The 12,815-nt window shown below is 42.8% G+C and carries 8 protein-coding genes; 6 read left to right on the top strand and 2 right to left on the bottom strand.

Annotated elements, in window-relative coordinates; genetic code table 11:
• The first annotated feature begins 21 nt into the window (after nucleotides 1-21).
• From FEM55_RS03520 to FEM55_RS03495, 6 genes are all read left to right on the top strand, one after another.
• Nucleotides 22-2,721 carry a c-type cytochrome gene (locus tag FEM55_RS03520; protein WP_138279917.1) on the top strand — a complete coding sequence of 900 codons (2,700 nt, stop codon included), beginning with the start codon at nucleotides 22-24 and terminating at the stop codon, nucleotides 2,719-2,721.
• 126 nt (nucleotides 2,722-2,847) lie between these two features.
• The gene (locus FEM55_RS03515; RefSeq protein WP_138279916.1) at nucleotides 2,848-3,759 is read left to right on the top strand and encodes a ThuA domain-containing protein; all 912 of its coding nucleotides are present in this window, start codon (nucleotides 2,848-2,850) and stop codon (nucleotides 3,757-3,759) included.
• Nucleotides 3,760-3,789: 30 nt separating this feature from the next.
• Nucleotides 3,790-4,656, top strand: a complete 867-nt coding sequence (locus FEM55_RS03510) for a hydroxypyruvate isomerase family protein (RefSeq protein ID WP_138279915.1) — start codon at nucleotides 3,790-3,792, stop codon at nucleotides 4,654-4,656.
• Nucleotides 4,657-5,034: 378 nt separating this feature from the next.
• Nucleotides 5,035-5,880 carry a glycosyltransferase family 92 protein gene (locus tag FEM55_RS03505; protein ID WP_138279914.1) on the top strand — a complete coding sequence of 282 codons (846 nt, stop codon included), beginning with the start codon at nucleotides 5,035-5,037 and terminating at the stop codon, nucleotides 5,878-5,880.
• 366 nt (nucleotides 5,881-6,246) lie between these two features.
• Nucleotides 6,247-7,110, top strand: coding sequence for a glycosyltransferase family 92 protein (locus FEM55_RS03500; protein WP_138279913.1), 864 nt, complete (start codon nucleotides 6,247-6,249; stop codon nucleotides 7,108-7,110).
• 89 nt (nucleotides 7,111-7,199) lie between these two features.
• Complete coding sequence (locus FEM55_RS03495; RefSeq protein ID WP_229209072.1) at nucleotides 7,200-8,438, top strand: hypothetical protein; 1,239 nt, start codon at nucleotides 7,200-7,202, stop codon at nucleotides 8,436-8,438.
• A 61-nt stretch (nucleotides 8,439-8,499) separates the two neighbouring features.
• Here FEM55_RS03495 and FEM55_RS03490 read toward each other — a convergent pair whose 3' ends face one another.
• The gene (locus tag FEM55_RS03490) at nucleotides 8,500-9,957 is read right to left on the bottom strand and encodes a tetratricopeptide repeat protein (RefSeq protein WP_138279912.1); all 1,458 of its coding nucleotides are present in this window, start codon (nucleotides 9,955-9,957) and stop codon (nucleotides 8,500-8,502) included.
• Nucleotides 9,958-10,032: 75 nt separating this feature from the next.
• Entirely contained in the window at nucleotides 10,033-12,666 is a 2,634-nt protein-coding gene (gyrA, locus tag FEM55_RS03485) for a DNA gyrase subunit A (RefSeq protein WP_138279911.1), read from the bottom strand.
• Nucleotides 12,667-12,815: the final 149 nt, after the last annotated feature.

The raw sequence follows: 12,815 nt of genomic DNA, 5'->3' as shown, positions 1-12,815 counted from the left end.
ACTTAAACTCTGAGTCGTAAAATGTACACAAAAAAACAATGGTTTAAACTTCCGATGATGCTGGCAGCACTGGTAGCTGTCTGTGTCTTTTGCGGAGTGATGCTGAGCAACCGGACTGCCAAACACCGTCCGCCTGGCTCCAAGGTCGATAAAATTAAATTACCGGAAGGATTTAAAGCTGAACATTTATATAGCCCTTCTGAAGAAAAAAACGGCTCATGGGTTTCCATGACTTTTGACGACAAAGGTCGGATGATTACATCCGATCAGTATGGCGGCCTGTTCCGGCTTGTGCTGCCTGCAATCGGCTCTACGGAAAAACCGAAAGTAGAAACATTGAGAGTGGAAGGCGATACAGCCAAAGTAGCAATGGGTTACGCGCACGGTCTGCTATATGCTTTCAATAGCCTTTATGTCATGATCAACAATCGTGAAAATCCGAAATTTCCGAAAGGGAGCGGCTTGTACCGTTTACAGGATACGGACAACAACGATCAGTATGACAAAATTACGCTGATCAAACCACTGGTTGGAGAAGGCGAGCACGGACCGCACAGCATTGTGCTGTCGCCGGATAAACAGTCTCTTTATGTAGTCGCGGGTAATTTTACCGATTTGCCTAAAATGGATTCGTACCGGCTGATGCCAAACTGGAAAAATGACAACCTGTTCCCATGGATAAAAGATCCGCGCGGTCATGCCGTAGACCGCAACGCGCCGGGTGGCTGGATTGCACATACCGATCCGGAAGGTAAAAAATGGGAGCTTGTAAGCGCGGGTTACAGAAATTCGTACGACATTGCCTTCAACGAAGCAGGAGACCTTTTCATTTATGACTCGGATATGGAATGGGATTTCGGAACGCCCTGGTATCGTCCGACACGCGTTTGTCATGCAACCAGCGGCGGTGATTATGGATGGAGAACGGGTTCCGCCAATACTTCGCCGGCATTTGCCGATTTCCTTTCGCCCATCATGAACATCGGTCAGGGTTCGCCGACAAACCTGATCTATTTAAGTAACGCAAGGTTTCCTGCCAAATACAAAAACACGCTGCTTGCATTTGACTGGAGTTTTGGTATCGTACATGGCCTGCACCTGAAACCGAACGGCTCGACTTACTCTGCTGATCATGAAGAATTCCTTTCCGGTGCACCGCTGCCACTGACGGACGGAGCCATTGGCCCGGACGGCGCATTGTATTTCCTGACCGGCGGCCGTCGCCTGGAGTCGGATCTTTACCGCGTTTATTACGGTGATTATCAGAACATTCCAGCTGGCTCCAATGAAGTAAAACCCCAGCTTACTGCAGAGCACAAGCAACGTACAGAATTGGAAAAATTCCATGCTAGAAAAGATCCGAAAGCAGTGGAAACAGCCTGGCCATACCTGAAAAGCCCGGATCGTTTCCTGCGTTTTGCAGCTCGTTTAGCCATTGAACATCAGCCTGTTGCAGAATGGGAAAATAAAGTTTACGCTGAAAAAGATCCGCAGACATTGATTTATTCATCCATTGCACTGGCTCGCGAAGGCGATTCTTCCAAAGTAGGAGGGCCGATCCTGAAAGGCTTGACAAAAATTGATTATAACAAACTGGACGATCTTCAGAAGCAGGCCCTTTTGCGTGCGGTGGAAGTAACGCTTTACCGGACCGGACAGCCGGACGCAGCCACCAAACAAGCCGTGATTGCTTACCTGAATCCAAAATATCCTTCTCCGAATGCCTTGCAGAATCGCTTTCTAAGTAAAATCCTGATTACATTGGAAGCGCCGAAAGCAGTTGAAAAAACACTTGCATTGATCGAGAAGAACGAGAAATTCGATGATAAGGACAATGAAATGGTTACGGCTTCTGCCGATTTGATCCTGCGCAATCCGCAGTACGGACTGGATCTTGCCGGCTTGCTGGAGAAAATGCCACCACAGCAGCAGACTTTTTATGCCATCATGCTAAGCAGCGCCAAAACCGGCTGGACTCCACAACTGAGCGAACAGTACTTCAAATGGTTCCATAAAGCATTCAGCTATCAGGGCGGGCGCAGCTACATCGGTTTTATTGACAAAGCAAGACAAATGGCTTTGAAAAATGTTCCGAAAGACAAAGTTGCCTATTACAACAAACTGTCCGGGGCTGAATTGCTGACAGGAACTGGTAATGATCTTGCTAAATTGTACACGCCGAAAGGTCCGGGCCGTGGCTGGAAAGTGGAAGAAGCCGTAGCTTTGGTACAGGACAGTCTGGCAAACCGTGATTTTGACCGCGGTAAAATGATTTTCTCTGCTGTACTTTGCAGCCGTTGTCACATGATTCAAGGTGAAGGTTCGGACGTCGGACCGGATCTTACGCAGCTTGGAACCCGTTTTTCAGCCAAGGATGTGCTTGAATCCATTATTCTACCGGACAAAACCGTTTCGGATCAGTATGCTTCTGTGGCTTATACCTTGAAAGACGGACAATCCGTTGTAGGCCGTCAGATCAATGAAGATGCCAATTTTTACCACATTGCGCAGAACCCGTTTGATTCCAAAACCATCCGCAAGATCAGCAAAAAAGATGTAGCTTCAACCAAATTGTCTCCAGTTTCCATCATGCTTCCGGGATTGATCAACGGATTGAACCCGGATGAACTCAGAGATCTTGTGGCTTATCTGATGTCCGGCGGTAACAAACAAAACCCGATCTACACAGAAGGCAGCAAAACGCAGAAAGGCGGGAAATAGATCCTTGCTGTTTTGAGTAGAAATCGGCTATTCAGACTTAAGATAGTGGTGCCATGGTGCTGACGTTGGTGTTTCGAACATCAGGCGTTTCCCAAGGCATCACTATTTTATTTTTAATTTACCATAATGAGAAAAATTTCTGGTTATAAATTATCCGTTATTGCGGTTTTTTCCTTGCTGATACTATCCAGCTTTTTGATTGTGAGCAGGTTAAATCCTGTAAAATCGTATAAAGTGCTGATTATTGATGGTCAGAGCAATCACCGGAATATGAAGGAAGGCTCAGCACTGATGAAAGGTTATCTGGAAGAAACCGGATTGTTCACCGCAGATGTTGTTACTGCTCCGAAAAAAGGAGAAAACATGGCCGATTTCAATCCAAGTTTTGACGGTTATGACGTTATACTTTCCAATTACAACGGCGAATCCTGGAACCAGGCGACCAACGATGCTTTTGAGCAGTTTATACAAAATGGGGGAGGTCTCGTGGTTGTTCATGCCGCAGACAATGCTTTTCCAAACTGGGAAGCGTACAACAAAATGATCGGGATCGGAGGCTGGGAAGGCAGAAACGAAAAGTCGGGCCCATATGTCTATTTTGATGAAAATCAGCAGAAAATCGTTCAGGATTCCAGCGCAGGGAAAGGCGGGAGTCATGGTTTACAGCACGAGTTTGTTGTTAAAACCCGCGTTCCCGAACATCCGATCATGAAAGGGCTTCCGGCCGAATGGCTTCACCAGAAAGATGAACTGTATGACCGGTTAAGAGGTCCGGCGGAAAACATGATTGTGCTCGCAACGGCTTTCAGCCCGCTGGAACAAAAAGGATCGGGAAGAAATGAACCCATCCTGATGACTTTGCAATATGGAAAAGGCCGTATCTTTCATACAACGCTGGGCCATGAGAACTATTCACAGAAATGCATCGGTTTCATTACAACTTTACAACGCGGCACTGAATGGGCTGCAACAGGAAAGGTCACCCAAAAAGTGCCTGACAATTTCCCGACAGCTTCCAAAGGAAGTGCAAGACCTTAAACAATCCAATTAATCATTCACCATTTCAACATGTCAAGTAGACGTTCCGTATTAAAGAATATCGCAGCAGGAGCGGGAGTGTTATCGCTTTCGGAAGTTTTTGCAGCAAATGAAAAAGCATTGGGTACTAAATTGAATGGTAAGATAAATCATTCCGTTTGCAAGTGGTGCTACGGCAGCATTCCGCTGGATACGTTTGCACAGGAATGCAAGAAGATCGGTATCACTTCTATTGAACTGCTTGGACCGGAAGAATGGCCGACATTGAAAAAGTATGGTTTGACCTGCGCTTTGCCGCAAGGCGCAGGCATGGGCATTGAGAAGGGATTTAATGATCTTGCCAATCATGACGAACTTGTAAAAAGTTACGAAGAGATTTTCCCCAAATTACAGGCTGCGGGTTATACAACGGTAATCTGTTTTTCCGGAAACCGCCGTGGCATGTCGGACGTAGACGGCATGCGTAACTGCGCCATCGGACTCAGAAGATTAATGCCATCTGCTGAAAAGTACGGTGTGACCATGATCATGGAATTGCTGAACAGCAAAGTAAATCACAGGGATTACATGTGCGATCACACAGCCTGGGGCGCGGGCTTGTGCGAAATGGTGGGTTCACAAAGATTCAAACTGCTTTATGACATTTACCATATGCAGATCATGGAAGGCGACGTCATTGCAACGATTAAAAAATATCACCAGTATATCGGGCATTACCATACAGGCGGCGTTCCCGGAAGGAATGAAATTGACGAAGAACAAGAGCTGTATTATCCGGCCATCATGAAAGCAATTGTAGAAACCGGCTTCAAAGGCTTCGTTGCGCAGGAATTTATCCCTAAAAGAGAGCCCATTTCATCTTTGAAGAAGTGCGTTGAAATTTGCGACATCAGTTGACATAGGTCTGAAAATCGTTTTAAATAATTCATTTACAACCTTGTAAGTTATAAAAACAGCTTTTTAGTCCTGCTGACGTTTGCACAGATAAGTATGATCTTATACTGAGCCTTATTCATTGGATTCTAAACGCCTGGAAATAGCCAAAATCCAGGCGTTTTTGTTTCTATACCTTTGTTGTATAATTTATATTATGTTAAATAGACTTTTTTGATAAGGATCATCTCCATTTGTATATTCATCCTAACCGCATGATAATTGTATAAATGACATTTCAGTAATATTATCAAATATTACATCTGTATTGATAGTGCTATTATTATACTTTCCGCATATAGCAGGAAGTATAGTTCAAAGGCTAAAAATAATTCAGAATCTATGTTTGCTGATATTTGTAATTTTTGGAATAAAGTACAACACAAACTACGTTCCAAGCCAAGTTACAACCATTACCTCTCGATTTGTTGTATTGTTAAAGATGAAAATGAATATCTGGAAGAATGGATTAATTATCACAGAAAAATCGGCGTACAACATTTCTACATTTATGATAATGAGAGCAAAAAACCCGTAAGACAAACATTGCAAAGAATAGGTTCGATGAAATATGTTACCGTTAACCGCATTTATGGAAAAGTAAGACAACTGCAAGCCTACAATGACTGTTTGAAAAATTACGGCAATTATTCACAATGGATTGGATTTATTGACATTGACGAATTCATTGTTCCTAAAAGTACAGACGGAAACTTGACTAAGTTGTTACAAGATTATGAAGGCTATGGCGGATTGGGTATCAATTGGCTGATTTTCGGTTCAAATGGACATGTAAAAAGAACTAATCGACCTATAATGGAAAGTTACTTTATGCGTGCAAAAATTGATTTTCATGTTCACCGACACATCAAATGTATAGTTCAGCCAAGATATGTAAGGCAGGCTGCTGGGCCACATGCATTTTTTTTCCAGGATGGATATTATTGTGTTAACGAGAATTACACGATCATTAATAGTTCATTTTCTGATGTAAGTGTCGGCAAAATACATATTAACCATTATTACTGTAAGTCTCTTGAAGAGTACTATAATAAGCTGGCAAGAGGTCTCGCAGATACAAGTAGGAGAACAAGGAGTTTAAAGGAATTTTACAATCATGATGCAGAAGCAAATGTCGAGCAGGATGAAACAATTCTTATAATTTTTGATACAAAAACTATAAAATAATTATTTAATAATTTGAAATATACATTGCTCCTTTCACTAACCGGCTTTTATTTTTTCTCTTATTTCTGCAATTCAGTCCTATCCGACCCAATCAAATCAATGCTTATTCGGCATGCAAAATACAACCGTCCACTCCCACTCTAACTTTCATCAGGTTTTGCTACTTCATTTGTCTATCACAAATTAATTCTACAATAAAATACTTACCTGTCATAGTTACTCCGATAGTACATTCATCAGTGCCAAAGAATAACTATTTAGGTAAACAGTCGTCTAAATAACAAATCTTACATGCGAATGTACTTAAGATTTTGATCATGCTTAACAGAATTAAGCATGATCAGAATTTAATTAAATCATAATCGTATGTTTTACAAAACACACTATATCCGGGAAATTATCAAATGCAGTTTAACTTTCAAATTATGGTTTAAGTATAAGCTGACTGTATGTTGTATTGTAAAAGATGAAAATGAATACATAGAGGAATGGATCAATTATCACAGAGGAATTGGAATTCAGCATTTCTATATTTATGATAATGGCAGCAAAAAACCTGTTAAAAAAACATTATCAGAAGTAGGTTTATCTGATTATGTTACAGTAAGTAGTATTTTTGGAGAAGTTAAACAATTGGAAGCGTACAACAAATGCTTAAAGAAATTCGGAAGGTTTTCACAATGGATGGCCTTTATTGATGTAGATGAGTTTATTGTTCCAAAAAGTACCAATGGCAATTTGGTTGAATTACTGAAAGATTACGTACAGTTTGGCGGATTGGGAATAAACTGGTTAGTGTTTGGATCAAGCGGACATCTGAAAAAATCAAGCAAACCGGTCACTGAACGTTTTCAGCTTCGAGCCGAATATGATTTTCATACAAACAGGCATATCAAATGCATTGTACAACCTAAATTTGTAATTCACGCTGTTAGTCCACATGCGTTTTTATTTAAAGAAAATTATTACTGCGTAAATGAATATTACAAGGTTATTTCTGATTCATTTTCCGAGGTAAGTGTCAACAAGGTTCAACTAAATCATTATTTCTGTAAGTCCTTGGAAGAGTATCATTTCAAACTTAAAAGAGGACGTGCCGACACAGACCGGAAAAGAAGTATTGAGGAATTCTATAATCATGATCATGAAGCGAATACCGTCCTCGATGAAACCATTCTCAAAATCCGAAACCCTGATCACATTACAAATTCAAATTCAATCAACTCATAGTGCGGAATAATCTTACCAAATTTACTATCACTACGTTCTCTGTTAGTTTAATCATCCTGATACGTTACCATTTTGTCAATCATTACGCCATGCCGATCCCGTTCTGGGATGAATGGGATTCCGAAGGCGATTTATTACTAAGGCCATGGGTGGACGGTACATTGAAAATTTCAGATTTGTGGAAATTGCATAATGAACACCGCATCTTCCCTACCCGACTGCTTTCCCTTGCTTCGTATATTGTTAACGGTCAATGGAATAATCTGGTTTCTGCACGTATAAATATCATCCTTGCAGCCACAATTCCGGCAAGTTTGCTTGGTTTTCTTATCCGGTTCAATGGTCTGAACAGTTATAAATGGATCATTTTACCCGTTCTGATTGCTCAATTTACGCTTCCTTTCTCTTTCGAAAATATGCTGGTCGGATTTCAAAGCCAGTTTTACTTTCTGATTCTATTTACAGTAATTGCTGTCGGTCTGGCTGTTACCTATCCGCAAAAAGCCGTGGCCAACGTGTTCGTTTTAGTATTGTGTTTGCTCAGTATATTAACGATGGCATCCGGTATTCTGACACCGATGGCCGTTGCAGGCGTTTATTTACTTCACTGGCTTGACAAACAGGAAAAAGCATTGCAGCATTTCTTGTTTATTGCAACCTTGGTAATCGTTGCAGGAACAGCATATATGCAAATACCGCACATTGCAGCTCATCATATATACCGTGCCAGAAGCATATCCGAATGGACACATTCGTTTTTGCGGATATTGAGTTGGCCTGTTGGTCCGCATAACTGGATCGCTGCACCGCTTTGGTCACCGGGCCTGATCGCAGTTTCATTTTTGTTAAGAAATAAAAAACTTTCAAAAAGTGATCTGTTTATGGCAGGATGTTACATGTGGTCTTTTGCACAGGCAATCGCTATTGCATATGGCCGGGGGCAGGAACTCTCGTCGGTGCCTTCCCGGTACACAGAATTACTTAGTATCGGACTGGTTGCCAATGCTTGGTTTGCAATTCGGTTCATGGAGGAGTATAAAAAACGGAAATGGCAGAAATACTTCATTCTTGCTATTTTTCCATTATTTCTTCACGGGCATAAAAAACGGTTCAAGTTTGATATGGAAGATATACATAGGGTTTACAGGCATTCCGTTATTCAAACAGACAACGTTACAAAGTATCTTAAAACTCACAATCCGGTTTACCTTCAGCAGCCAGCCATGCATATTCCTTATCCGGATTCCATACGCCTGAAGCAATTGCTGGACAACCCGACTATTCGCAGGCTGCTTCCACCCGAAATCAGTGGCAGTAAGCATATCTGAACAGACAAAAAAAGAGCAGCAACTTTCGTTGCTGCTCTTTTGTATTCAAAAACAATGGATCTTATTCTTCTACACAAGCAACACCTTTGCCTGCAAATTGTTCAAGAACCGTATTCACTGTATTAAGGTTTTCTTTTGCTTCGGCTTCATCTTTTGACTGAATCGCTTTTTCAAAATAAGGCTTAGCCTTTTTGAACTTTCCGCATACACGGCCTTCTACTTCCTTACCGCGCTGCTGATATTCAGTCATATTCATATTATCCACTTCACCTTTGAGCTGAACCGCCTCGTTGAAGTAAAATACACCCAAATTGTAAAGTGCATCGTAGTTGGCTGCATCAATGGACAATACTTTCTTGTAGTTTTCAACTGCTTTGTTGCTTGCTTCTGCCTGTTTTGCTTTCAAGTCTGCCAGTTCTTTTTCCAAAGAAGCCATATCACTTCCTTTGGCCGCCTCCTGAGATGCTTTTACTTCACCTTCCAGTTTTGCAATGGCTGCCACAGATTCTTTTTTCTTTGCATTTACCTCAGCCAGCTGACGTTTCAGATCCGCATTTTTAGGTTGTTTCTTGATCAATGCACTAATGCGTTTTACCTCACCGTCATAAACCTCGATTTTACCTTTTTCACTTTCAAGATTGGTCGTTGCGCTGTTTGCTTTTCCGCTTCCTGCACCCAGTTTTCCCTGAAGTTCTTTGATCTTCTGGTTCATTTTAGCACTGGTGTTATCGTATAGGATAGCCAGGTTCACAATGTTCTGCGCATTGTTTGGATCGCTGGTGGTCAAAGCAGTCAGTTCACTGATTGCCTGATCTTCTTTACCGGATGCCAGCAAAATGTTAACTACTTCTGCTTTCAGGTCTTTGTTACCCGGAGACATTTCAAGTCCTTTGTTCAATGTTGCAATCGCTTTGTCGAAATCATTGTCAGCGCGGTACAACTGGGCCAGACCATAAAACACACTCGGGTCTTTACCTCCATTCGCAGCATACTTTTCAAACTGCGTTTTTGCAATATCCTTTTTTTCCAACTGCTGAGCTGCAATACCACCGTAAAGCGAAGCAAGTGTATCTTTCTGATTAATTTCCTGTGCAGCGGTAAACATTTCCAGTGCGCCGTTCAGGTTTTTAGCCTGATATTTTTCAGCACCCTGTTTCACAAATGCATTGAAAAGCTGTGATCCTTCACCGCCGCTCAGAATATTCTGGGCTTCCTTGGCAGATTTGCCCGGCTCTCCTTTTTTGGTAAGATCCAGTTCAACCACTTTTTTGTAAGCTTCCAGGGCAGTCTTTGCAGCGCTGGAATCTACTTCTGAACCTTGTAATGCAATGTTTTCATATAATTTGGCCCGGTCCATCCAGAATGATGCTTTCGCACTGTTCTTGGCATCCGACATATCTTTATCACTCTTTTCCTTATCCTTACGAAATTGATCTACCATGGCCTTGTTAACAGCATCCTGCGAAAACGCAGAAAGGCTGAAAAGGCTAAGTGCAGAAACAAAAAACAGTTTTTTCATAAAATATAAACTTTGATTGTGGTTGATTGTTCGCGTGTTACTTTGAAACAAAAATATACAATTTTTTCACAAAAATCATACCTCAGCGTCATCTGAGAGTTCTTCATCGTCTTCCGGCTCATCCAGGATTTCATCTGTTTCGTCCAGATCATCTTCGCTGTCATTTGCCAGAATCATCCCGGTTTCATCCGACCCCTGAATAATTTCGGCTGGTGCTGCAATGATATTTCCGTCTTCATCCAGTTCGGCGGCTTTCTCATCCGGATCTTTCAAGATGCGGGTCACCGATGTAATTTCATCCGAATTGTTCAACCTTATCAGCTTGACGCCCTGAGTATTACGTCCGGCAAGTCGGATATCCAGTACGCTCATGCGGATTGCAATGCCATTTCGGGTAATAATCATCAGGTCATCCTGCTCGGTCACTTCGCGGATGGCAACAAGTTTACCTACTTTTTCAGTAGCATTCATAGTTGAAACGCCTTTTCCGCCACGGTTTGTGATTCGATAACTGTCTATATCCGAACGCTTTCCAAATCCATTTTCCGAAACTACCAGCAGCTGGGCATCTTCCCGGTTGATACAAACCATACCGATTACCTTGTTTTCCGCGTCATTAAGGTTGATACCGCGTACACCGGCGGCAGTTCTTCCCATTGGCCTTACTCCTTTTTCATTGAAGCGGACGGCACGGCCTGCACTGGAAGCAATCACAATGTCGTTATCTCCGTTCGTTAATGCTACGTCAAGCAAACGGTCGCCTTCATTAATGGAAATGGCGATAATTCCGTTGGCTCTCGGACGCGAATAGGCTTCCAGCAAGGTCTTTTTGATAGTGCCCTGCTGTGTACACATAATGAGGTAATTATTGTTGATATAATCCTCATCTGACAAGGTACGTACATTGATGACCGAGCGGATCGAATCCCCGTTTTCCAGACTGATCAAATTCTGTATCGGTCTGCCTTTGGATGTTTTGCTGCCTTCCGGTACTTCATATACTTTCATCCAGAACAGCTTTCCGAGTTCAGTAAAAATCAGCAGATAATTGAGCATGGTTGCAGAAAACAAATGCTCGGTAAAATCCGTGTCCTTGGTTTTTACGCCTCTTGATCCAACGCCGCCGCGGGTCTGCGTACGGTATTCCGACAAAGGCGTTCTTTTGATATAGCCCTCATGCGAAATCGTAATCAGCATTTCGTCATCCGGAATCATGTCCTCATCACTGAATTCCTCGGCAGCAAATTCAATCTGCGTACGGCGTTCGTCCCCGTACCGGTCTTTGATGTCGGTCAGCTCCGTTCTAATGATTTCATACTTCCGGAATTCGTTGGCAAGAATATCTTTCAGATCATTGATTAACAGCATGATCTCTTCATATTCCTTTACAATTTTGTCTCTTTCCAGACCTGTCAGACGTTGTAAACGAAGTTCCAGAATAGCTTTGGACTGAATTTCACTCAGCTGGAACTGCTCCATCAAACCGACTTTTGCCGTTTCCGGATCCCGGGCATTACGGATCAGATTGATCACTGCATCCAGATTATCCAGTGCAATCAGCAAACCTTCCAGAATATGCGCACGCTTTTCAGCTTCCCGCAGTTCGTATTCCGTACGGCGCGTAATGACAACAATCCGGTGATCGACATAATGCCGGATCAGATCTTTCAGATTGAGCGTTACAGGACGGCCTTTTACAAGCGCGACATTATTGACGCCAAAGGAAGATTGTAAAGGTGTGTATTTGAAAAGGTGATTAAGCACAATATTCGGTACCGCATCCTTTTTCAGATCGAATACAATGCGCATGCCGTCCCGGTCGGATTCGTCCCGGATATCGGAAATCCCTTCCAGTTTCTTTTCATTGATCAGCGAAGCAATGCGTTCGATCATTGCCGCCTTGTTGGTCATATAAGGAATTTCCGTGATGATGATCTGCTCACGGCCACTTTTGGTAACATCGAACTGCGCTTTGGAACGCATGATAATACTTCCGCGGCCCGTTTCCATCGCGGAACGCACGCCCTGATAACCGTAAATGATACCACCTGTCGGGAAATCGGGAGCCTTGATGTATTCCATCAGCTGCGGTATGGTAATTTCCGTATTGTCGATATAGGCAAGAACGCCGTCCACCACTTCGGAAAGATTGTGCGGCGCCATGTTGGTTGCCATCCCGACCGCAATACCGGACGAACCATTGACAAGCAAATTCGGAAACTTGGCAGGAAGTACGGTTGGTTCGGATAAAGAATCGTCGAAGTTCGGCTGAAAATCCACCGTGTCTTTCCCCAGATCGTTCAGCAGTTCGTCGGCAAGCCTTTTCAGACGGGCTTCCGTGTAACGCATGGCAGCCGGATTGTCACCATCAACAGAACCGAAGTTTCCCTGGCCATCCACCAATGGATACCGGAGCGACCATGGCTGTGCCATACGCACCATGGTATTGTAAACCGAAGAATCACCATGCGGGTGATACTTACCTAAAACCTCCCCTACTATACGAGCTGATTTTTTATGCGAGCGATTGTAATTTACCCCCAAATCGGACATCCCGTACAACACACGCCTGTGCACCGGTTTCAAACCATCGCGAACGTCGGGTAAAGCGCGGGAAATAATGACGGACATCGAATAATCGATGTATGCTCCACGCATTTCATCCTCAATGTTAATGGGGATAATGTTTTCACCAGAAGATTCTGCCATAAAGAATTAAAAAAGAATCGAAAATTCAACTGCGTGCTGTCCTGGCAGCTACCCAGTCAAAATATGAATATTATAAGTTCCAAGAAGACAAATTTCGCGATTTTTAAGCATTGAAACAAGCTATCTTTCATGCTAATTGTACATTACGG

Source organism: Dyadobacter sediminis, assembly GCF_005860765.1.
Classification (GTDB): domain Bacteria; phylum Bacteroidota; class Bacteroidia; order Cytophagales; family Spirosomataceae; genus Dyadobacter; species Dyadobacter sediminis.
Note: the sequence above shows the minus strand (reverse complement) of the source record. Positions and strands in the feature narration are given on the sequence as shown.